The organism is Pseudomonas sp. B21128 (genome assembly GCF_044218865.1).
Classification (GTDB): Bacteria; Pseudomonadota; Gammaproteobacteria; order Pseudomonadales; family Pseudomonadaceae; genus Aquipseudomonas; species Aquipseudomonas iridis.
In genome coordinates, this window is sequence record NZ_CP162590.1 from 591,622 (window position 1) to 613,644 (window position 22,023).

Below are 22,023 nucleotides of genomic sequence, written 5' to 3' on the forward strand. Positions count from 1 at the left end.
ACTAACGCAGGCACATGACGCCCGGATAGACGAAACATCCGGGCGCTGTGTGCGATTCAGAAACGGCGTAAATCGATTGTCATCGGTAGCTCGTCGTTTACTTCCACATCGGGTATAGGAAGTTTCCCCGGGGTATGTCCGACCCGGAAGAAACGCGCCATGCGCCGGCTCTCCGCTTCGTTGGCGTTGACCGGCAGCGATTCGTAATTGCGCCCGCCCGGATGCGCGACGTGGTACTGACAGCCGCCCACAGAGCGCGCCATCCACGTATCGAGCAGGTCGAACACCAGTGGCGCGTGCACGGGGATGGTCGGTTGCAGGCAGTTGGCCGGTTGCCAGGCGCGGTAACGCACGCCGGCGACAAACTCGCCGACTCGCCCGGTCGGATGCAATGGCACCGCGATGCCGTTGCAGGTCAGCAGGTAGCGTTGCGGTGGCAGGCCTTTGAGCTTGACCTGCAAGCGCTCCAGGGATGAATCGACGTAACGTACCGTGCCGCCCGCCGTGCCCTCTTCACCCAGCACATGCCACGGTTCAAGGGCCTGACGCAGTTCCAGTTCGATACCGTTGACCGCGTAATCGCCAACCTTGGGAAAACGAAATTCCAGATGCGCCGCGAACCACTCGGCCCGCAGCGGATAACCGGCACTGTTGAGTTCAACGATAACGTCGGCGAAATCCTGTTCGATGAAGTGCGGCAACATGAACCGATCGTGCAGTTCGGTGCCCCAGCGCGCCAGTTTCGACGGCGCATAAGGCTCGCGCCAGAAACGTGCGACCAGCGCCCGCAACAACAATTGCTGGGCCAGGCTCATGCGCGCGTGCGGCGGCATTTCAAAGGCGCGCAGCTCCAGCAAGCCGAGGCGCCCGGTGGCGCCGTCCGGTGAATAGAGTTTGTCGATGCAGAATTCTGCGCGGTGGGTGTTGCCGGTGACGTCGATCAGCAAGTTGCGCAGCAGTCGATCGACCAGCCAAGGTGCGCACGCTTCGCCCGGCTCCGGCATCTGCGAGAAGGCGATTTCCAGTTCATACAAGGCGTCGTTACGCGCCTCATCGACGCGCGGCGCCTGCGAGGTCGGACCGATGAACAAGCCGGAAAACAGATAGGACAACGACGGATGGTTGTGCCAGTAACTGATCAGGCTGCGCAGCAGATCCGGACGGCGCAGAAACGGTGAGTCCGCCGGCGTCGCGCCACCGAGGACGAAGTGGTTGCCGCCGCCGGTGCCGGTATGGCGCCCGTCGATCATGAACTTCTCAGTGGTCAGGCGGGTTTGCCGCGCCTCTTCATAAAGAAACTCGGTGCGCTCGACCAATTCGTCCCAGGTCGCCGACGGCTGCACGTTGACCTCGATCACGCCCGGGTCCGGGGTGATCCGGAAGTTGCTCAGGCGCGGATCGCTGGGCGGCTCGTAGCCCTCCAGCAGCACCGGACAGCGCAGCTCTTGGGCGGTGGCTTCGATGGCTGCGACCAATTCCAGATAATCCTCGACCCGCTCCAGCGGCGGCATGAACAGGTACAAGCGCCCTTCTCGTGCTTCAGCGCAGAACGCGGTGCGGGTCAGCCAGTCGGCGGATTCCTCGATTTTCGGTTGGCGTTCGTGAGCCGAGGCCGGTTCGCCGTGACTGTTGAGTTGCGCTGTCTGCGGTAGCTCGGGGAAGTCCTGATTCGGGTCCTGCGGATGGATAAACGGATACTCGGCCGCTTTCACCCAAGGCTGCGCGCCCAACGGCAAACGATAGCCCAGCGGCGAGTCGCCCGGCACCAGACGGCAATGCTCGTCGCGCAGATACCAGCGCCCGCTCTGCCATTGATCGCCCTTGGCGGTGCGCGCCAGCGGCAGCACCTGGCCGATGACCTTGTCGAGTCCCTGACTGAAGACTTTTCGCAGCCGCGCACGCTCCAGCGGTTCTTCCAGACGCGAATCTTCGGCGCTGACGTTGCTCGGTAACGTACCCTCACGCCACAGGTAATAGAAATTGTCCTCGTAGGCCGGGAACACAAACCGCGCAGGCAGTTTCAGGCGTTCGGCAACACTGGCCAGAAAGCGTCCGGCCAGTTCGCCATCGGCGGCGTAATCCTGCTGTTCATCGGCGATCAACGCGTTGTTGCGCCAGATCGGCACGCCGTCGCGGCGCCAATAGCAATTGAGCGACCAGCGCGGCAGTTGCTCACCGGGGTACCACTTGCCCTGGCCGAAATGCACCAGCCCCTGCGGCGCGTAATGTTTACGCATGCGCTGGAACAGCTCGGCTGAGAGCCGCCGCTTGTCCTCGCCGAGGGCGGCGGTGTTCCATTCGGCGCCGTCCGGGTCATCGATGGAAACGAAGGTCGGTTCGCCGCCCATGGTCAGGCGTACGTCGCCCTCCAGCAGGTCGGCATCGATTTGCCGGCCCAGCGCCTGAATCGCCAGCCACTGCTCGTCGGTGTAGGGCTTGGTGACCCTTGGCGCTTCCCAGATTCGCTCAACCGACATTTCGTGGCTGAACTGAGTCTCGCAGGGTTCAACCATGCCGCTGATCGGTGCCGCCGAGGACGGATCGGGACTACAGGCCAACGGGATGTGCCCTTCACCGGCGAACAGCCCTGACGTGGCATCGAGGCCGATCCAGCCAGCGCCCGGCAAATACACTTCGCACCAGGCATGCAGGTCGGTGAAATCGACCTCGGTGCCGGATGGTCCGTCGAGGCTTTTCACGTCGGCGGTCAGTTGAATCAGGTAACCGGAGACAAACCGCGCCGCCAGTCCGAGGTTGCGCAGCAATTGCACCAGCAGCCATGCCGAGTCGCGGCACGATCCGCAGGCATGTTCGAGGGTGTGCTCCGGGGTTTGCACGCCCGGCTCCATGCGAATCAGGTAACTGATGTCTTCGCTCAGACGCTGATTGATCGCGACCAGAAAATCCACAGCGGGCAGCGGCGTACGGTCGATGCCGTCGAGATAGGCTTTGAATGCCGGCGTCAGCGGCAAGGTTTCGAGGTACGGCGCCAGCTCCTTGCGCTCATCGGTGGCATAGGCGAAGGGGATTTTCTCGGCGTAGGGTTCGAGGAAGAAGTCGAACGGGTTGAACACCGCCATTTCCGCCAGCAGGTCGACTTCAATGCGCAGTTCGTCGGTTTTCTCCGGGAATACCAACCGGGCGAGGTAATTGCCCTGCGGGTCCTGCTGCCAGTTGATGAAGTGCTGCTCGGGCGAGACTTTCAGCGCATACGAAAGAATCCGCGTGCGGCTGTGGGCCGCCGGGCGCAGGCGAACGATCTGCGGGCCGAGTTCGACAGCGCGGTCGTAGCGGTAATGCGTGACGTGATGCAATGCGACATGAATCGACACGGCGTGCCTCCTGCGAGCCTAAGCGTATTCGAAAGCGCGCAAGACTTATGCCATGCACAGGCTTGGGCGCTCTCGCGGAATGCTCAGGGCAGTACAGCACCAAAATCGGGCGATGCGGGGAAATGGTTTGGACCCGATGCACGTAAATGTTGCGAAGCTTGCCCTCACCCTAGCCCTCTCCCAGAGGTAGAGGGGACTGACCGAGTCGTTTATTCGAGCTACACCGACGTGAAAGACCGAGTTGAACTGATGGTTGAACAGCGTGGGGATCGGCTCCCTTTCCCCCTCGCCCCCTTGGGGGCGGTGCGACGTTTCGGGAGGGCTGGGGTGAGGGGGAGTCGATCTTCCTGACACCTGGTTCCCCGCCCCCTGAAATGCAAAACGCCAACCCGAAGGTTGGCGTTTTGTTCAGCTCAAGCAATGTTTAGCGGGGCACGACCGGTTTGCGTGTCGGCTTCGGCCCTTTGCCCTTGGCCGCGTCCTTGCGCTCCTTGGCAGCCTGCTGGTTGCGGGCGAACGCCGCAGCCTTGGCCTGTTCACGCTTGTCCCACGGATTGCCGCCATCACTGGCACGCGGCGGCAGGCCGGTGTGCTGAGTGAGAATCTTGGTGGTCTTCTCTTTACCTTCCTTCGCCACTTTATGGCTGCCAGCCGGCGTCGAGTTCTTGCGACGGGCGCTCTGGTAGGTGTCGGTAGACGGCTGATGCAACGGAATCAATTGATCCTTGCCCGGCCCGATCAGATCGCTACGGCCCATGCGTTGCAGCGCTTCACGCAGCATCGGCCAGCCTTTCGGGTCGTGATAACGCAGGAACGCCTTGTGCAGACGACGCTGCTCTTCGCTCTTGACGATGGTCACGCTGTCACTCTTGTAGCTGACCTTGCGCAGCGGGTTCTTGCCCGAGTGGTACATCGCGGTGGCGGTGGCCATCGGCGACGGGTAGAACGCCTGCACCTGGTCGGCACGGAAACCATTACCCTTGAGCCACAGGGCCAGGTTCATCATGTCTTCGTCGGTGGTGCCCGGGTGTGCGGCAATGAAGTACGGAATCAGGTACTGCTCTTTGCCCGCTTCCTTGGTGTACTTCTCGAACATGCGCTTGAACTTGTCATAGCTGCCAATGCCCGGCTTCATCATCTGGTTGAGCGGACCTTCCTCGGTATGTTCCGGGGCGATCTTCAGGTAACCACCCACGTGGTGGGTCACCAGCTCCTTGACGTACTCCGGCGACTCGACCGCGAGGTCATAACGCAGGCCGGAAGCGATCAGGATCTTCTTCACACCCGGCAACGCGCGGGCGCTACGGTACAACTGGATCAGCGAGGAATGGTCGGTGTTCAGGTTCGGGCAGATCCCCGGAAACACGCAGGACGGCTTGCGGCACGCGGATTCGATTTCCGGGCTCTTGCAGGCGATGCGGTACATGTTCGCGGTCGGGCCGCCGAGGTCGGAAATGACGCCGGTGAAGCCTGGCACCTTGTCGCGGATCTCTTCGATTTCACGAATGATCGACTCTTCGGAGCGGTTCTGGATGATCCGGCCCTCGTGCTCGGTGATCGAGCAGAAGGTGCAGCCGCCGAAGCAGCCACGCATGATGTTCACCGAGAAACGGATCATGTCGTAGGCCGGGATTTTTTCCTTGCCGTACGCAGGATGCGGGACACGGGCATAAGGCATGCCGAACACGTAGTCCATTTCTTCAGTGGTCATCGGAATCGGTGGCGGGTTGAACCAGACGTCTACTTCGCCATGTTTCTGCACCAGCGCACGGGCGTTGCCCGGGTTGGTTTCCAAATGCAGCACGCGGTTGGCGTGGGCGTACAGCACCGCATCGCCCCGCACCTTCTCCATCGACGGCAGACGGATCACGGTCTTGTCGCGGGTCATGCGCGGGCTGGCCAGAATCTGCACGACCTTGGCTTCTTCCGGATCATCAACCGGCCCCTTCTCCTGCTCGATGGCGCAGGCCTGGGTGTCCTGGGTGTTCACGTACGGGTTGATGATCTTGTCGACCTTGCCCGGACGGTCAATGCGCGTGGAATCGACTTCGTACCAGCCCGCAGGCGTGTCACGACGGATGAACGCGGTGCCGCGCACATCAGTGATGTCTTCAATCTTGTGACCGTAGGACAGACGCTGGGCGACTTCGACAATCGCCCGCTCGGCATTGCCGTACAGCAGGATGTCGGCGCAGGCGTCGATCAGGATCGAGTTACGCACGCGATCCTGCCAGTAGTCGTAGTGCGCGATGCGGCGCAGCGAAGCTTCGATGCCGCCGAGCACGATCGGCACGTTTTTGTAGGCTTCCTTGCAGCGCTGGCTGTAGACCAGACTGGCGCGATCCGGACGCTTGCCGGCCATGCCGCCCGGGGTGTAGGCGTCATCGGAACGGATTTTCTTGTCGGCGGTGTAGCGGTTGATCATCGAGTCCATGTTGCCGGCCGCGACGCCGAAGAACAGGTTCGGCTCGCCGAGCTTCATGAAGTCGTCTTTGGACTGCCAGTTCGGTTGGGCAATGATCCCGACGCGGAAGCCTTGCGACTCCAGCAGCCGGCCGATGATTGCCATGCCGAACGACGGGTGATCGACGTAGGCATCTCCCGTAACAATGATGATGTCGCAGGAATCCCAGCCAAGCTGATCCATCTCCTCCCTGCTCATCGGCAGGAATGGCGCTGGTCCGAAACATTCGGCCCAATATTTTGGATAGTCAAATAACGGCTTGGCTGTTTGCATGTCGACGACCGGTGTTGAGATGAAAAATCGCGGGCGCGGAATATAGCACAAAAAATAACCAATTCCGACGGCAATGGTCGGTTTCTCTTCATCCCTGCATCACAGAGGCCGTCGGACGCCCACCCCCCCTGCCGGGGCAAGCGTACCGGCCATGCAATCACGATATCCAAGCCTTGCATTATTGCGGGGCGAACATGACAACGACTCAAGGATGAGTACTCATGATCGGCAAGACCAGCAAGGGCGCCAGCGGCGCCACCACGACAACATTACCGAAAACCGGCGCGCCGGGACCTGATGGTCATCCGCGCATCGACGTCCCCACGGTTCATCCTGCGGTCCTGCCCCATCGACCTGCGATCACGCGACCTGATGGCGTCGACCCTGACGCCATCAGGCCCGTGCCCACCGTACAGGTGAACGCCATGCAGTCGCCGCTGAACGCGACGTCGCCCGCGTTATCGCGTGGCCTGGAAAATTACCGGGTGACGCCGTCGGGGTGGGACGACACCCCTGCCGAAGGTGCGCGCATCATCAAGGGGCGCACCTACGTCACTCTGCCCGATAACCACATCGTGCAGATCGCGATGGATCCTGAAACCGGGTTCTACCGGGCCAGGCACTCAAGCGAGCGCACGCCGTCCGGCCCACTCCTGCAACCCGACGCCGACGGCCAGTACTGGCGCGAAGTTCCTCGCCACGAAGCATCACCGCGCCACCTGAGTGACCGTCGCCTGGAGGCCTTTCGCAGCGAGATCGATTTCACCGGCATCGCGCCCGACGCCGATGGCCTGCACCATTTTGACGGCAGGCTTTACGCCCTGATCCGCAGCCACGCCTATCAAGTCGTGCGTGACCTTGAAGTGTCTACACCGACCACACCGGTCTGGCGCATCGTTCGCGCCCAAGACCCCGTCGCTGCCGATGTCGACAATGTCTACGTGGGCACTCGACCGGGTCGTTCGGAGCCGGTGGTTTTCGACCCTCGGCACGGCTGGATCGAAGCGGCGGTGCCGGGTGCCGGTGGCCTGTACCGCGCAGAGACACAGATACCGTGGTTCAACCCGGACTCCTACGGCGAAAGGTTGCGCGCGCTGCTACCCCCGCACCGCCGCGCACGCGCGCTATTCCCCTTCCTGGACGAGAATCAGATCAACGCAATGCTGCAGAACATGGGCGCGGATACGCCGGGGCGCCTGGCGCAGTACGAACGGGAGCTGAACGCCTTGCAGCGCCAGCTAACCTTCTGGCACCACGGCGACCAGACTGTCGCCCGTCAACGAATTATCGATTGCTGGAGAAAGAAGGGGGTTGTGCATCTGGCCGCCGCTGGCCCGCTGCTGGGCGAAAAACTTGATCTGAGTGGTCTTGGCCTGACCAACCTGCCCTCTCTGGACGGCATCGACTTCCGTCATGTGACCGCCCTGGATCTGAGCAACAACAAATTGATTCTTGCCACGCACCTCAAGCCTTTCAAACACATCACCAGCCTTGACCTGTCGAGAAATGAACTGATCGACCTGCCCTACGACCTGCGCGACATGCACGGTCTGACCCACCTGAACCTTGAGAAAAACCGGATTACCATCGACAAGTACACCTCACCGCTGCCATTAAAACTGGAGGTGGTAGTGCTGAACGACAACCTGATCAAGGAAAGGCTAAACCTCAGTCGCCTGCTGTTTCTGCGAAAGCTCGGACTGGCGCGCACAGGGCTGACGCAATGGCCGGAGGGTGTGAACGAGGCAGCGTTTCTTGAAATTCTCGATCTGCGGTCCAACCAGCTTACCGAAATTGCCGACTCGATTATCTCGCCCTCACAAGACCAGCTGGTGCGGTCGGGAATGTTGAGCAACAAGATTTATGTTCGGGACAATCCGCTTTCCGCTGCCACCCTCGAAAAATTGAGGCTGTATCTGGTGCGCCTGCGCATCGCCGGCTTCACCGATGCGCGCCCGCAGACTCTGCTGAGCGAAATCGCCGCGCCACTGCCCCCTCAGCAACAGTAGGACGAGAGACACCTTGGCGGACACAAACCTTCACTGAACTTGCAGCAGCCCTGACTGACAGGGCTGCTCGACGATTGCTCAAGGATGAGTATTCATGATCGGCAAAAAACCAAAGGGCCCGTCCGGCCCCATCGCAGTAAAACCACCGAATACAGGCAACTCGGTTCGCAAACCTTTGAGCAAGGTTGCCGTGCAGGCCAGAAGGATTCAATGGCAGGCCTGGAGGCTCAGCAGGGCTCGGGCGGCCTGTTCGATACCCTTGACCGCCTGTTGTTGCCAGAGGGTGCCGGCCGCGCCGACCTGCAACAGCGCGTGTGGAAACTGATCGACAGCATGAGCGAAAACAGCGAGCGATCCGAAAACTTGCGCCGGGAAGTGTTCGATCGGGCGGGAGAAGCCACCTGCTGTGATCGTGCGGCATTCACCTTCGCCAACCTCGAAACCAGAGTCATGATGCATCACGCACTCGCCCAGGCCGGCGACAGGGAACAGGGGCCAGCGCTGTTCCAACTGTCCAGGGCCTTGTTCCGGTTACACGAGGTCGACACCCTCGCGGCGGCCGATATTGCCCAGCGCGAGGCCGCAATCGCCCAATCCAGGCCGCCTGAAGAGGCGCGTCGGCTGCCCGCGCCGCAGATACCGGAAGAGGTCGAAATCAGATTGTTCTATCGCCACGCCCTGCGCGACCGCCTGCTATTGCCCGGGCAACCTGAGCGCATGGGCTTCGATCGTCTGGTCGATGTTTCAGATGAGCAGGTGAACGCGGCTCACCAGAGCGTGCTGGCGCTGGACAACTCCGCGCAAGAGTTCCAGGCGGTGGTGACCAGGGAGTTCTGGCAGAAATTCATCACCAACAAGTACCAGGTGGATTTTGAAACGCAGCGGCAACCGTTTCAGGATCGCCAGGCAGCGCTCGACGATTTGCATGCGGCCAACGAACTGGCACCGGCTGATTACCAGACGCAGTCCAATTCACTGCAAGCATCATGGATCGTTGCGGAAAGCGTATTGATCGAATCCCTGACCCGCCAGGAGCTGGCCGGGTATTCAACCGGCAGCACCGTTGGGGAGGCGGCAGGCACGACGGCCTGATGCCTTTGCGCCAATAGGCTGGCCGGGCGATTGCGGCCAGCCTTTATTCGTCGTCGTCGAAGTTGTAGCTGCCCGGCGCGAGATTTTCGAAGCGTGTGTATTTACCGATAAACGCCAGCCGGATAAAGCCGATCGGGCCGTTACGCTGCTTGCCGATGATGATTTCGGCGATGCCTTTGTGCTCGGTCTCCGGGTGATACACCTCGTCCCGGTAAACGAACATGATGACGTCGGCATCCTGCTCGATCGCTCCGGATTCCCGGAGGTCGGAGTTGATCGGGCGTTTGTTCGGACGTTGCTCCAGGGAGCGGTTGAGCTGGGACAGTGCGACCACCGGGCAATTGAATTCCTTGGCCAGGGCTTTCAAGGAACGCGAGATTTCGGAAATCTCGTTGGTCCGGTTGTCGCCACCGGAACCTGGAATCTGCATGAGTTGCAGGTAGTCGATCATGATCAGGCCGATGTCACCGTGTTCACGCGCCAGCCGCCGGGTGCGGGCACGCATCTCTGACGGGCTGATGCCGGCGGTGTCATCGATGAACAGCTTGCGATCATTGAGCAGGTTGACCGCCGAGGTCAGGCGCGGCCAGTCGTCATCTTCCAACTGACCGGAACGCACCTTGGTCTGATCGATCCGGCCGAGGGACGAGAGCATACGCATGATCAGCGATTCGCCTGGCATCTCGAGGGAGTACACCAGAACGGCCTTGTCGCTGCGCAGTACGGCGTTTTCCACCAGGTTCATCGCGAAGGTGGTTTTACCCATCGACGGACGGCCAGCAACGATGATCAAGTCAGCCGGCTGCAGGCCGCTGGTCTTCTCATCGAGGTCGGTGTAACCGGTCGACAGGCCGGTAATGGCGTTGTCGGTGTTGAACAGTGTGTCGATTCGGTCGATGGCCTTGGTCAGCAACTCGTTCACACCCACCGGGCCGCCGGTTTTAGGCCGGGCCTCGGCAATTGCGAAGATCTGGCGCTCGGCTTCGTCGAGGATTTCCTCGGCAGTGCGGCCTTCCGGGTTGAAGGCACTGTCGGCGATCTCGGTGCTGATGCCGATCAGTTGGCGCAGCGTCGCACGCTGACGAACGATCTGCGCATAGGCCTTGATGTTGGCGACGGACGGCGTATTTTTCGCCAGTTCGCCGAGGTAACCGAGACCGCCAACCTGAGACGTCTGACCTTCCTTGTCCAGTTGTTCGGCAAGGGTCACGACGTCAATCGGGGAGTTCTGATCGGCCAGTTTGGCGATCGCGCGGAATATCAGGCGGTGGTCATGTCGATAGAAATCGCCGTCGGAGACTTGATCGAGCACGCGTTCCCAGGCGTTGTTGTCCAGCATCAGACCACCGAGAACAGCCTGTTCGGCTTCGATGGAATGCGGCGGCACCTTCAGGGCAGCGGTTTGCAGATCGTATTGCTCGGGAGCGGAGATATCGTTCATGGCCACTTGAGTTGTTTAGTAAAAACAGGGAATGCAGAAAGACAAAGGGCACGACCTGTAAACAGGATCGTGCCCGATGTTAACCGTCTGACGTACAAGCCGCCAGCCGATCAGGTGTTGCTTAAGCTGCTACCACTACAACGCGTACGGTGGCTTCAACTTCGGCGTGCAGGTGCACGGCTACGTCGAATTCGCCTACGTTGCGGATGGTGCCGTTCGGCAGACGAACTTCGCTCTTCTGCACTTCAACGCCGGAAGCGGTCAGTGCGTCAGCGATGTCGTGAGTACCGATCGAACCGAACAGCTTGCCTTCGTCGCCAGCGGTGGCAGTGATGGTCACTTCCAGCTCGGCCAGTTGGGCAGCACGGCTTTCAGCCGATGCTTTACGGTCTGCGGCAGCTTTTTCCAGCTCGGCACGACGCTCTTCGAACGCAGCGATGTTCGCTGGGGTCGCTGCGGTAGCCTTGCCGTAAGGCAGCAGGTAGTTACGGCCGTAACCGGCCTTAACGTTTACTTTGTCACCCAGGTTGCCCAGGTTGGTGACTTTTTCCAGAAGGATCAGTTGCATGTGAAAATCCTCTAACTTTTAACCTTCACCGTTCGCGCTGTCGGTGTCTTTCGACACGTGACGACCGCGAAAATCAATCAGGCTGTCGACAATGGCCAAGACCACCAGCAACGGATAGATCAGCTGCATGAACAGCAACAGCGTGACGTACAACCCCACCAGCCAGAAACCGGCCAGTCGCTTCTGCCCGACCAGCCCATGAATCAAGGCAAGTCCGGCGAACACCGGCGGTACACTGCACAACGGCGTCAACATGGCCATCTGTGCACCGAGATTCGGGCCCAGAAGCATCAACGCCAGCAGTAACATCGCCGGCCCCAGCGGGATCCGGATGGCGCGAAACTCGCGACCAAAACCACCCGGGTTGTACAACAACGCCTGCCAATGACGCCCGACAATCAGGCTCAGCACGCTGACGATCTGCAACAAAGCCGCAATCAGTCCGGTCAGGACTGGCGCAATCAGGGACGCGAAACGCGCTTGCTCATCAACCGACAATTGCTTGTAGGTCTCACCGAGAAGCGCTGGCATGACCTTTATGAGGGCCTGCGCGAGCATCTCGATCTGGGCCGCAAACGCCGCCCCGAGCACCACTGAAAACACCACTCCAACGGCTACGCTAACCAGCAGCGTGCGAACCCAGGACTCACTTGCGCGCAAAACCAACGCAAGCCCCGAAGACCCCAAAAGCACCAGAAGCGCCCGTGGGTCATCGGCATACAACCACCAGATCAACGCTGGCAGCAGCCCCAGTGAAAGAACGCCAAGAGCGTCTTTCAATCCGCGCCGCAGAAGCACAAGGCTCCCGGCGGCAGCACCCAACCAATACAACAACGGCAATGTTGCACATCCGGCCACTACGAGAGTGGCCTGCATACGGCCTCGCATAATGAACTCAGCTAAGGCACGCATGCATTCAATCCTTTGCTACTTGTCGACTGCCCGGTCTCAGCGGCCGTGGCTGTCGGTGTAGGCCAGCAGGGCCAGGAAGCGGGCGCGCTTGATAGCGGTGGCCAGCTGACGCTGATAACGAGCTTTGGTACCGGTGATGCGGCTTGGAACGATTTTGCCGGTCTCGGATACGTAGGCTTTCAGAGTGTTGAGATCTTTGTAATCGATCTCTTTCACTTCTTCAGCTGTGAAGCGGCAGAATTTACGACGACGGAAGAAACGTGCCATTTGATAGGCTCCTTAAAAGGTCCGTGGATTACTCGTCAGCGTTATCGCTGTTGTCGCTGTCATCACTATCAGCGCTATCAGCGCCTTCGTGCTCAGGACGGTCGCGACGCTCACGGCGCTCACTGCGGTTTTCTTCAGCCTTGAGCATCTCGGATTGGCCGGTAACGGCTTCTTCGCGACGGATGACCAGGTTACGGATCACTGCATCGTTGTAGCGGAAGTTGTCTTCCAGCTCGGCCAGGGCCTTGCCAGTGCACTCAACGTTCAGCATCACGTAGTGAGCCTTGTGAACATTGTTGATTGCGTAGGCCAGTTGACGACGGCCCCAATCTTCCAGACGGTGGATTTTGCCGCCGTCTTCTTCGATCAGCTTGGTGTAACGCTCTACCATGCCGCCGACTTGCTCGCTTTGATCCGGGTGGACCAAAAAGATGATTTCGTAATGACGCATGAATGCTCCTTACGGGTTGTAGCCTGCCGCTCAAAAACGGTCAGACAAGGAGTGAATGACACTTATGGACTTGCTGGCGCGGGGCACATGCGTGCCTGCCGTCACAGCAAGGGGCGCAATTGTAGAGAAGGGACTGAAGAGGTGCAAGGCAATTGGTGATTATTTGAACAATCACCAATTCATGCCACACCACTTAACACTGTGGGAGCGAGCCTCCTCGCGAATGCGGTCTGCCAGCAACATTTACGTCGACTGACAGCCCCCCTTTCGCGAGCAGGCTCGCTCCCACATTTGAACCGTGTACGACTCAGGACTTCTTCGCGGAAGCCTTGGCCTTGGCACCGCGCTGACGCTGCGCCTCGAACAGGCACACGCCAGTTGCCACCGAAACGTTGAGGCTGCTGACGCTACCGGCCATCGGCAGGTTCACCAGATAGTCGCAATGCTCACGGGTCAGGCGACGCATGCCCTTGCCTTCAGCACCCATGATCAGGATGGTCGGGCCAGTCAGGTCCTGGTCATAGATACTGACCTCGGCCTCGCCCGCCGTACCGACAACCCACAGACCGCGCTGCTGGAGCTTTTCCAGCGTGCGTGCCAGGTTGGTCACTGCAACGAGGGGAATCACTTCCGCCGCGCCGCAGGCCACTTTACGCACGACAGGTGTCAGGGTGGCTGACTTGTCTTTTGGCACGATGACTGCCAACGCACCGGCAGCATCTGCCGAACGCAGGCAGGCGCCGAGGTTGTGCGGATCGGTCACGCCATCGAGCACCAGCAACAATGGCGCACCGTCAGTGCGATCGAGCAATTCGTCGAGCATTGCCTCGCCCCAGACCTGACTCGGACTGACGTCCGCAACCACGCCCTGGTGCACGCCTTCAACCCAGGCGTCCATCTCCCGACGCTCGGCCTGACCCACCTGGACACGATTCTCGTTAGCCAGTTCGATCAAGGTCTGCACGCGCGGATCGTTGCGGCTTTCAGCCAGCCAGATCTGTTTGACGCGCTTGGGGTGGTGACGCAGCAACGCTTCTACCGCGTGAACGCCGTAGATTTTTTCCAACTGACTCATGACTTCGCCTTCGGTTTACGTGCCCCGCCACTTTTGGCTGGAGCCGAACCCGCTTTCGGCGGGCCTTTACGGTGTTTGCTCGGCTTGGCTGGCTTGCCGCCGGTCGCATTTTCAGGCGCCGACCGTCCGGTCTTTCCCCCGGACGCCGCTTTACCACCGTTTTTCGCATCGGCGAGCAAAGCCTGCTTCAGTTCACGGCTTTTGCGCAGCTCGGCGTTTTTCGCCACGGCATCGCTTGGGCGATAGGCATCACTGACCTTTTCCTTGGCAGGACGGCGGCCAGCGGTTTTCGCTGGAGCCGGTTCCGCCGCGGCTTTGGCAGCAGGTGCAGCCGTTTCGGCGCCACGCTTCTTGCGACCAATCGGTGCGCTGATGGTTTTTTCGGCCATCTCGAAATCGATCTTGCGCTCGTCGAGATCGACACGCATGACGCGCACCTCAACGGTGTCGCCAAGACGGAAGCTGCGACCGGTACGCTCGCCCGCAAGGCGGTGATGCACAGGGTCGAAGTGGTAGTAGTCGCCCGGCAGCGCGGTGACATGCACCAGACCTTCGACATAGATATCGGTCAGCTCGACGAACAAACCAAAACCGGTCACGGCAGTGATCACGCCCGGGAACGATTCGCCCACGCGATCCTTCATGAACTCGCACTTGAGCCAGTTCACTACGTCACGAGTGGCTTCGTCGGCACGGCGCTCGCTCATCGAGCATTGCTCGCCGAGTTGCTCCAGCGCTGCTTCGTCGTACGGATAAATACGCGCCTTCGGAATAGTCATCGCACCAGCACGGCGAACGTGCGGGGTGTCCTGTTTCGAATGGATCACGCTGCGGATGGCGCGGTGCGTGAGCAGGTCCGGGTAACGACGGATCGGCGAAGTGAAGTGGGTATACGCTTCGTAATTCAGACCGAAGTGGCCCTGGTTGTCAGCGCTGTACACCGCCTGGCTCAGCGAACGCAGCATCACGGTCTGGATCAGATGGAAATCCGGACGGTCCTTGATGCTGGCCAGCAGTGCCTGATAATCCTTCGGCGACGGGCCTTCCTTGCCTTTATGCAGGGACAGACCAAGCTCACCGAGGAACGCGCGCAGTTTTTCCAGACGCTCCGGCGGCGGGCCGTTGTGAACGCGATACAGCGCAGGAATTTCGTGCTTTTTGAGGAATTCAGCGGTGGCCACGTTGGCCGCCAGCATGCATTCCTCGATCAGCTTGTGCGCATCGTTGCGAACGGTTGGACGGATCTCGGCAATCTTGCGCTCGGTCCCGAAGATGATCCGGGTTTCCTGCGTTTCGAAATCGATGGCGCCACGAACGTGACGAGCGGCCAGCAAAACCTTGTACAGCGCATAAAGCTGCTTGAGGTGCGGCAGCACGTCGTTGTACTCGCCGCGCAGCTGACGCGCCTCGGTAAGTTTCGGCGTTTCCAGCATCGCACTGACCTTGTTGTAGGTCAGGCGAGCGTGGGAGTGAATCACCGCTTCGTAGAAGCAGTAGTCGGTCATCTCGCCGGATTTGGAGATGGTCATCTCGCAAACCATGGCCAGACGATCGACGTGCGGATTCAGCGAGCACAGGCCATTGGACAGTTGCTCAGGCAGCATCGGCACGACACGCTCGGGGAAGTACACCGAGTTGCCGCGAACCTGAGACTCATTGTCCAGCGCCGAACCGATCTTCACGTAGCTGGAGACGTCGGCAATGGCCACGTACAACTTCCAGCCGCCGGAGAACAGGCGCAACTTGCCAGGTTTGGCTTCGCAGTAGACCGCGTCATCGAAGTCGCGAGCATCTTCACCGTCGATGGTCACGAACGGCAGGTGGCGCAGGTCGATGCGCTTCTCTTTGTCTTTCTCTTCGACTTCAGGCTTGAGCTTGGCGGCTTCTTTCAATACCGCTTCAGGCCAGACGTGCGGGATATCGTAAGCGCGCAAGGCGACATCGATTTCCATGCCCGGCGCCATGTAGTTGCCCACGACTTCAACCACATCGCCTTGCGGCTGAAAGCGTGGCGTCGGCCAGTGAGTGATCTTCACTTCGACAAACTGACCGATTTGGGCGTTGGCGTTACGGCCCGGCGTGACCAGCACTTCCTGCTGGATCTTCGGATTGTCCGCAACGACGAAACCAATACCGCCCTCTTCGAAGTAACGGCCGACGATGGTTTCGTGAGCACGCGAGACCACTTCGACGATCATGCCTTCGCGGCGACCGCGACGGTCGAGGCCGGAGACACGGGCCAGCGCACGGTCACCGTCGAACACCAGACGCATTTGCGCCGGGCTCATGAACAGGTCGTCGCTGCCGTCGTCCGGCACCAGGAAGCCAAAACCGTCCCGGTGGCCGCTGATGCGGCCCAGGATCAGGTCGAGTTTATCGACCGGTGCATAAGTGCCACGACGTGTATAGATCAGTTGAGCGTCGCGCTCCATTGCGCGCAGACGGCGACGCAGGGCTTCGATCTGGTCTTCTGTGGTCAGACCAAATTCTTCGACCAGTTGCTCGCGGGCAGCTGGCGAACCTCGATCAGCAAGGTGCTGAAGGATCAGTTCGCGGCTTGGAATAGGGTTTTCATATTTTTCCGCTTCACGAGCGGCCTCGGGATCGAGGGACTGCCAATCGGCCATTAGAGAGTTTTCACCTTGTCTATATACGGGTTAGTTTGGCATAGGCGCCATCAAACGGGAAATTTCAGACTATAAAGGCCCATCTAAAGCACTGTATCGCCGTTTTAAAGCGGTTTTGAACACCGCTGGTAAAAAAAATCAAAATATTTGGCAGCAGGGGTTTACAGTTAAAAAGACGCTCCGTATAGTGCGCGCCATCGACGACGCACAAGCGCTGCCGATACTGCCCAGATGGTGAAATTGGTAGACACGCCAGCTTCAGGTGCTGGTGACCGCAAGGTCGTGGAAGTTCGAGTCTTCTTCTGGGCACCAATTTAGAGTTTGAGACTAGATCAGTTTCAAGACTCAGCCAAAAACCCGCGAAAGCGGGTTTTTTGCATTCTAAGAAAAGGATTTGTTAAAACCGATTTATTAAAATTAAATCAGGGGTTTACAGATCAAAAAGCGCTCCGTATAGTGCGCCACATCAACAGCGGCAACGCTTGCGATGATTGCCCAGATGGTGAAATTGGTAGACACGCCAGCTTCAGGTGCTGGTGACCGCAAGGTCGTGGAAGTTCGAGTCTTCTTCTGGGCACCAATTCAAATTCAAGGTTTCGACCCTGAATTTCTCAAAACCCGCGAAAGCGGGTTTTTGCGTTTCTGCGTTCCTGAAATTTCCGACGCCCTAATCGGAATTCGATTGCACCCTGCAGGAATGAACACCAACTGCATTATCAGACCCCTCCTCACCCCGCAAGGCGCACTTGAGAAACAATATCGTTTATCATTGTTGCAAGATTTTGCAATGCGACAGTGAGGAACCCTGAGAATGACGTTTCGAAATACCCTGCGCCGAGGCTTGACCTTCACCCTCCTCGGCCTGGCACTCGCCACTCCCCTCACCCAGGCTGCCGATGCGGTTTCCCTGACTCTCTACAACGGCCAGCACAAGGAGGTCGGCGATGCGATCGCCAAAGCCTTCGAAGCCAAGACCGGCATACACGTTAATGTCCGCAAGGGCAGCAGCAATCAGCTTGCCAGCCAGATCGTCGAAGAAGGCGACCGCTCGCCAGCCGACGTGATCTACACCGAAGAATCCCCGCCACTGAACAAACTTGGCGAACAAGGCCTGCTGGCCAAGGCCGATGACGCCACGCTGGCCGTGCTGCCGGAAAAATACGTCGCAAGCAACGGCACCTGGATCGGCGTAACCGCCCGGGTCCGTGTGGTTGCCTACAACCCGAAACTGATCGATGAGAAAGACCTGCCGAAATCGGTGATGGAGTTCTCCGATCCGCAATGGCAAGGCAAGGTCGGCTTCGTGCCAACCAGCGGCGCGTTCCAGGAACAGGCCGTGGCCATTATCAAGATGCACGGTCGTGACGCCGCCGAAGAATGGCTGACCGGTCTGCGCGCATTCGGCAAGACCTACAGCAACAACATGGTTGCGCTCAAAGCGGTGGAAAACGGCGAAGTCGCCACCGTGCTGGTGAACAACTACTACTGGTTCGCCCTGCAGCGCGAGAAAGGCAAACTGGATTCGAAACTGCACTACTTCACCGGCGGCGACGTCGGCGGCCTGATCACCGTCTCCAGTGCCGCCGTGCTGAAATCCAGCAAGCATCCAAAAGAAGCCCAGCAATTCCTCGCCTATATGGCCAGCGAAGAAGGTCAGCGGGTGGTCACTCAGACCACGGCCGAATACCCGCTGCATAAAGGAATGGAATCTGATCGTGGCCTCAAGCCGTTCAGCGAGCTGGAAGCGCCGAACGTCACCCCGGCCGACCTGGGCAATGCCGAAGAAGCGCTGGATCTGGAACGCGAAGTTGGCTTGAACTGATGACCGCACCGTTAACCACCCCCGCCATGCGCGGGGGTTACGTGCCACGACGCAAGCGGCCGTCGATCTGGCTGTTACTGCCCGTGTTGTTGCTGGTAGTGATGAGCCTGCTGCCGCTGGCGTATGTCGGGCTGAAAACCTGGCAGGCCGGCTGGGCCGAAGCGCTGCACCTGTTGTGGCGCCCTTACGTTTTCGGCCTGCTGCGCAACACCCTGGCATTGATGGTCGGCGTGACCGTCACCTGCGGCGTGATCGGTCTGTCGCTGGCCTGGCTGCTGGAACGCAGCAATTTGCCGGGGCGACGCCTATGGGGCGTGATTTTATGCCTGCCGTTCGCGGTGCCGGCATTTGTCAGCAGCTTCACCTGGGTGTCGCTGAGCGCACAGTTCGAAGGCCTTGGCGGTGCGATTCTGGTGATGAGCCTGTCGAAATACCCGCTGATCTTCCTGCCTGTCGCCGCGACCCTGCGCAATCTCGATCCATCCCTTGAAGAATCCGCCCGCACCCTGGGCCAGAACCGTTGGGGGGTGTTTTTTCGCATCACCCTCCCCCTGCTCTGGCCATCGCTGCTGGCCGGCTCGCTGTTGATTGCCTTGCACATGCTGGTGGAGTTCGGCGCGCTGTCGATCATCGGTCTGCAAACCTTCACCACCGCGATCTATCAGCAGTTCGAACTGGAGTTCAGCAACGCTAATGCGGCGATGCTTTCTGCGGTATTGCTAGCGCTGTGCCTGGTGCTGTTGTGGCTGGAACTGCGCGTGCGCGGCAAAGGCCGACACGTACGCACCGGCCAGGGCGCGGCGCGTCAGGCCGAGCAAGTCAGGCTGGGACCCTGGGCCGCTGTCGGTCAGGTGTATTGCCTGACGCTGGCGATTATCGGCAGCGGGATTCCGCTGGGCATGTTGGCGTATTGGCTGGCCGTCGGGTCATCGGCGGCATTCCCGGTCGCGGCAATTACCGAAGCGCTGCTGTCGTCGCTGGCGTTGTCACTGGGTGGCGCAGCACTGTGCCTGCTGCTGGCGGTGCCGGTCGGCCTGCTGGTGGTGCGTTATAAAGGTCAACTGGCGATCTGGGCCGAGCGCCTGCCCTATCTGCTGCATGCGCTGCCAGGTCTGGTGATCGCACTGACGCTGGTGTATTTCGCCCTGCATTACGTGCCGGCGCTGTACCAGACATCTGGTTTGCTGCTGATCGCTTATGCGCTGCTGTTTCTGCCGCTGGCTCAGGCACCGATTCGCACTGCGCTGAACAAGGCTGCACCGCAACTGGAAGAAGCGGCGCGCACGCTGGGCGCATCGTCGTTCACGGCATTTTGCCGGGTGACGCTGCCGATCATTTTCCCGGCATTGGGCGCAGCGTTTGCGTTGGTTTTTCTGGATGCGATGAAAGAGCTGACGGCGACGCTGCTGTTGAGTCCGACCGGGCTCAATACATTAGCCACCGAAGTCTGGGCGCACACCGCGAATGTCGAATTTGCGGCGGCGGCGCCTTACGCGGCGCTGTTGATATTGGTCTCGGGACTGCCGGTTTATTTGCTGACCACCCGGATGTATCTGAGCCGCTGATGCAGCTTTCGCGAGCAAGCTCGCTCCCACAATGATTATTGGTGAACGCAAACCCTGCGTACACCTCGAAACCTGTGGCAGCGAGCTTGCTCGCGAAGGGGCCGGCCCTGACACCATTAAGCCCGGAATTGCCCCAGGCTCGCCTTAAGCTGCGCAGCCAAACCATCCAGGACCTTGCCACTGGCCGTGGTTTCCACCACAGCCTGGGCCGCTTTCTCGGCCTGCACATGGATCGTTTCGACGCGCCCACGTACCGCTTGCGCACCCGCCGCCTGATGCGCTGCCGCCTGCGTTGCCAGACCAATCGCTGCATGCACCTGCTCGACCGAAGCCTGTACCGACTGTTGCAACCGCGCACTGTCGCGCAGCACCAGCAAACCTTCACTGGCCTGACGTCCGGCCTGCCCGATCGCTTCCACCGCCTCACGCGCGCCTTGCTGCAACGCGACGATGTGCGCCTGGATGTCGCCGGTAGAGCTTTGTGTCTTGCTCGCCAGCGCCCGAACTTCGTCTGCCACAACAGCGAAACCCCGCCCGGTTTCGCCTGCCCGTGCCGCTTCGATTGCAGCGTTCAATGCCAACAGGTTGGTTTGCTCGGCGATCCCGTGAATGACCGTCAGCACCACTTCAATCTGCTCACTCTGCTGCGCGAGCCGCTCGATGACTTTCGCCCCCGTGTCGACCTGCCCGGCCAGCGCCTCGATCAGACTGCCGACCTTGGCCGACGTGCGGGTGTTCTCATCAGTGGCCTGACGGATATCGACCACCTGCTTCAACGCTGCCTGCATCGCGTGGCTTTCCGATTGGGCCTCGTCCGCCATTTGCGATAGCGCCCGCAGACTTTCCGCGACTTCGTCACGCTGCATCCCGGCCGCCGCATCGGCACCGGCATTGCGCAGGGTCATCGCGCCGATTTCCACGCCGGTGCGCTGGGCCACATCACCCGCCTCACGCACGATCGGCTGCAACTTGTCGACAAAGCGGTTGACTGCTGCAGCCATGTCACCGATCTCGTCCTTGCTGTTGATCTGTACGCGCTTGGTCAGGTCACCCTCGCCCGCCGCAAGGTCGTCCATCGCTGCATTGAGCATCTTCAAGCGGTTGACCACGCGATGGCCAAGCACCACGGCCAGCAGCAACAGCACGCCGCAGCCGACTAGCGCGAGGCCCAAACCGATGCGCCAACGCAAGGTCGCGGCAGCGTCCTGCACAGTGCTGGCGGTGTTGGATTTCATTTCGGTGGCGGTGGTTTGAGCCGATTGCAGACGCGCGCGCATCGCTGTGGCGCTATCGGCTGCGGCGCCTTTGAGGCTGTCGCCAACCAATTGATCGCTGCTGGCAATCAAGGCCAGGAAGCGTTTGTCGAGCGCAGCCAGATCGGTCTCTACCGAGGCCGTGGAGACGCCCATCAGCACCTTGCCGATTTCAACGCCGTTAGGGCTGATCGACGCTTCAAGGTAATAAACCGAAGGATCGTTCTTTGCCGCATCCAGCACTTTATCCAGCGCACGTTCGCCCTGCCCCTTCTCCAGCAAGGCCTTGTTGATCGGGTTTTCGCGATTGAGGTAACGGGTCAAATGTTGGCCAGTGGCGTCGTCGTAGACCACGAACAGCACATTGGGATTGCGCTGGGCGCGCCGGGCAAACTCGGACAGGGTCGGCACGTCGCTGTCCCACATGGCGCGGGGTGCGACCGAAGCCAGCAATTGGGCCATGTCATTGGCCGAATCCTTCAGATCCTTTTCCAGCGTCGCCCGCAATTGCGTTTGTTCGTCCTTCAGGCGAGAAGACAAACCGGCGGTAAGACGTTGACGGGTGCTAGCGGACAAGGCGTCGAGGCTCGACGTGACTTCACGTCCGGCCTGCTCCAGTTCCCCGGAGAGTTTCTGGCTGTCGGCACCAAGGCGCACCGCCAGATCCGCTTCCAGTGCCGTGACCGTGCTCCGCGTCAGGGCAACGGCCACCAACACCTGCACCAAAAGGGCGATACCAAGGGTAACGAACACGGGCCGCAACAGACGGCTTTGTAACAGTGAGAGAACGGCTGACACTATGAATCCCTCTACTTCTGACGCCATTAATTTGATGGCACTCTTGTAGGAAGATTCACAGCAAAGGTCATGCC

At 60.1% G+C, this 22,023-nt stretch carries 15 protein-coding genes and 2 tRNA genes; 7 read left to right on the plus strand and 10 right to left on the minus strand.

Annotation, left to right across the window (positions count from 1 at the left end):
- Positions 1 to 56: 56 nt before the first annotated feature.
- Together AB4P91_RS02615 and AB4P91_RS02620 are read right to left on the minus strand one after the other, a co-directional pair.
- Positions 57 to 3,332 carry a DUF2126 domain-containing protein gene (locus tag AB4P91_RS02615; protein ID WP_395604267.1) on the minus strand — a complete coding sequence of 1,092 codons (3,276 nt, stop codon included), beginning with the start codon at positions 3,330 to 3,332 and terminating at the stop codon, positions 57 to 59.
- A gap of 424 nt (positions 3,333 to 3,756) precedes the next feature.
- A complete protein-coding gene (locus AB4P91_RS02620; RefSeq protein WP_150594050.1) occupies positions 3,757 to 6,069 on the minus strand; it encodes a YgiQ family radical SAM protein in 2,313 nt (770 codons plus the stop codon).
- Between the two features lie 221 nt (positions 6,070 to 6,290).
- Here AB4P91_RS02620 and AB4P91_RS02625 point away from each other — a divergent pair, with 221 nt between their 5' ends.
- Both AB4P91_RS02625 and AB4P91_RS02630 read left to right on the plus strand, forming a co-directional pair.
- A complete protein-coding gene (locus AB4P91_RS02625) occupies positions 6,291 to 8,078 on the plus strand; it encodes a hypothetical protein (RefSeq protein ID WP_395604268.1) in 1,788 nt (595 codons plus the stop codon).
- A 210-nt stretch (positions 8,079 to 8,288) separates the two neighbouring features.
- A complete protein-coding gene (locus tag AB4P91_RS02630; RefSeq protein WP_395604269.1) occupies positions 8,289 to 9,170 on the plus strand; it encodes an NEL-type E3 ubiquitin ligase domain-containing protein in 882 nt (293 codons plus the stop codon).
- Positions 9,171 to 9,213: 43 nt separating this feature from the next.
- On the opposite strand, the gene dnaB is transcribed toward AB4P91_RS02630, so the two are convergent.
- The 7 genes from dnaB to rnr all read right to left on the minus strand — a co-directional run bounded on the left by dnaB (position 9,214) and on the right by rnr (position 16,511).
- Positions 9,214 to 10,611 carry a replicative DNA helicase gene (gene dnaB, locus AB4P91_RS02635; RefSeq protein WP_042557399.1) on the minus strand — a complete coding sequence of 466 codons (1,398 nt, stop codon included), beginning with the start codon at positions 10,609 to 10,611 and terminating at the stop codon, positions 9,214 to 9,216.
- Positions 10,612 to 10,732: 121 nt separating this feature from the next.
- Positions 10,733 to 11,179: a 50S ribosomal protein L9 gene (gene rplI / locus AB4P91_RS02640; RefSeq protein WP_042557398.1), complete on the minus strand. Its 447-nt coding sequence runs from the start codon at positions 11,177 to 11,179 to the stop codon at positions 10,733 to 10,735.
- A gap of 18 nt (positions 11,180 to 11,197) precedes the next feature.
- Positions 11,198 to 12,091, minus strand: coding sequence for a hypothetical protein (locus AB4P91_RS02645; protein ID WP_395604270.1), 894 nt, complete (start codon positions 12,089 to 12,091; stop codon positions 11,198 to 11,200).
- 36 nt (positions 12,092 to 12,127) lie between these two features.
- Positions 12,128 to 12,358, minus strand: coding sequence for a 30S ribosomal protein S18 (gene rpsR, locus AB4P91_RS02650; protein WP_003171373.1), 231 nt, complete (start codon positions 12,356 to 12,358; stop codon positions 12,128 to 12,130).
- Between the two features lie 28 nt (positions 12,359 to 12,386).
- The gene (gene rpsF / locus AB4P91_RS02655; RefSeq protein ID WP_003236224.1) at positions 12,387 to 12,809 is read right to left on the minus strand and encodes a 30S ribosomal protein S6; all 423 of its coding nucleotides are present in this window, start codon (positions 12,807 to 12,809) and stop codon (positions 12,387 to 12,389) included.
- A gap of 307 nt (positions 12,810 to 13,116) precedes the next feature.
- A complete protein-coding gene (rlmB, locus tag AB4P91_RS02660; protein WP_042557396.1) occupies positions 13,117 to 13,884 on the minus strand; it encodes a 23S rRNA (guanosine(2251)-2'-O)-methyltransferase RlmB in 768 nt (255 codons plus the stop codon).
- Positions 13,881 to 16,511 carry a ribonuclease R gene (gene rnr / locus AB4P91_RS02665; protein WP_042557395.1) on the minus strand — a complete coding sequence of 877 codons (2,631 nt, stop codon included), beginning with the start codon at positions 16,509 to 16,511 and terminating at the stop codon, positions 13,881 to 13,883. The genes rlmB and rnr overlap by 4 nt, the downstream gene beginning before the upstream one ends.
- Before the next feature lie 225 nt (positions 16,512 to 16,736).
- Here rnr and AB4P91_RS02670 point away from each other — a divergent pair.
- The 5 genes from AB4P91_RS02670 to AB4P91_RS02690 all read left to right on the plus strand — a co-directional run bounded on the left by AB4P91_RS02670 (position 16,737) and on the right by AB4P91_RS02690 (position 19,898).
- Positions 16,737 to 16,823, plus strand: a tRNA-Leu gene (locus AB4P91_RS02670).
- Positions 16,824 to 17,004: 181 nt separating this feature from the next.
- Positions 17,005 to 17,091 (plus strand) — tRNA-Leu (locus AB4P91_RS02675).
- On the plus strand, positions 17,062 to 17,310 hold the full coding sequence (locus AB4P91_RS02680) for a hypothetical protein (RefSeq protein WP_150596074.1): 249 nt from the start codon (positions 17,062 to 17,064) through the stop codon (positions 17,308 to 17,310). Before AB4P91_RS02675 ends, AB4P91_RS02680 begins: the two co-directional genes overlap by 30 nt.
- A gap of 12 nt (positions 17,311 to 17,322) precedes the next feature.
- Positions 17,323 to 18,333, plus strand: a complete 1,011-nt coding sequence (locus AB4P91_RS02685; protein ID WP_150596073.1) for an iron ABC transporter substrate-binding protein — start codon at positions 17,323 to 17,325, stop codon at positions 18,331 to 18,333.
- A complete protein-coding gene (locus tag AB4P91_RS02690; RefSeq protein WP_150594044.1) occupies positions 18,333 to 19,898 on the plus strand; it encodes an iron ABC transporter permease in 1,566 nt (521 codons plus the stop codon). The genes AB4P91_RS02685 and AB4P91_RS02690 overlap by 1 nt, the downstream gene beginning before the upstream one ends.
- Positions 19,899 to 20,014: 116 nt before the next feature.
- Here the strand turns inward: AB4P91_RS02690 and AB4P91_RS02695 are convergent, their stop codons facing one another.
- Complete coding sequence (locus AB4P91_RS02695; RefSeq protein WP_395604271.1) at positions 20,015 to 21,949, minus strand: methyl-accepting chemotaxis protein; 1,935 nt, start codon at positions 21,947 to 21,949, stop codon at positions 20,015 to 20,017.
- Positions 21,950 to 22,023: the final 74 nt, after the last annotated feature.

Excerpts from the sequence above, each read along its gene's own strand:
- AB4P91_RS02620 (WP_150594050.1), bottom strand. The coding sequence starts at position 6,069 with ATGCAAACAGCCAAGCCGTTATTTGACTATCCAAAATATTGGGCCGAA.
- AB4P91_RS02625 (WP_395604268.1), top strand. The coding sequence starts at position 6,291 with ATGATCGGCAAGACCAGCAAGGGCGCCAGCGGCGCCACCACGACAACA.
- AB4P91_RS02630 (WP_395604269.1), top strand. The coding sequence starts at position 8,289 with ATGGCAGGCCTGGAGGCTCAGCAGGGCTCGGGCGGCCTGTTCGATACC.
- dnaB (WP_042557399.1), bottom strand. The coding sequence starts at position 10,611 with ATGAACGATATCTCCGCTCCCGAGCAATACGATCTGCAAACCGCTGCC.
- rplI (WP_042557398.1), bottom strand. The coding sequence starts at position 11,179 with ATGCAACTGATCCTTCTGGAAAAAGTCACCAACCTGGGCAACCTGGGT.
- AB4P91_RS02645 (WP_395604270.1), bottom strand. The coding sequence starts at position 12,091 with ATGCGTGCCTTAGCTGAGTTCATTATGCGAGGCCGTATGCAGGCCACT.
- rpsR (WP_003171373.1), bottom strand. The coding sequence starts at position 12,358 with ATGGCACGTTTCTTCCGTCGTCGTAAATTCTGCCGCTTCACAGCTGAA.
- rpsF (WP_003236224.1), bottom strand. The coding sequence starts at position 12,809 with ATGCGTCATTACGAAATCATCTTTTTGGTCCACCCGGATCAAAGCGAG.
- rlmB (WP_042557396.1), bottom strand. The coding sequence starts at position 13,884 with ATGAGTCAGTTGGAAAAAATCTACGGCGTTCACGCGGTAGAAGCGTTG.
- rnr (WP_042557395.1), bottom strand. The coding sequence starts at position 16,511 with ATGGCCGATTGGCAGTCCCTCGATCCCGAGGCCGCTCGTGAAGCGGAA.
- AB4P91_RS02685 (WP_150596073.1), top strand. The coding sequence starts at position 17,323 with ATGACGTTTCGAAATACCCTGCGCCGAGGCTTGACCTTCACCCTCCTC.
- AB4P91_RS02690 (WP_150594044.1), top strand. The coding sequence starts at position 18,333 with ATGACCGCACCGTTAACCACCCCCGCCATGCGCGGGGGTTACGTGCCA.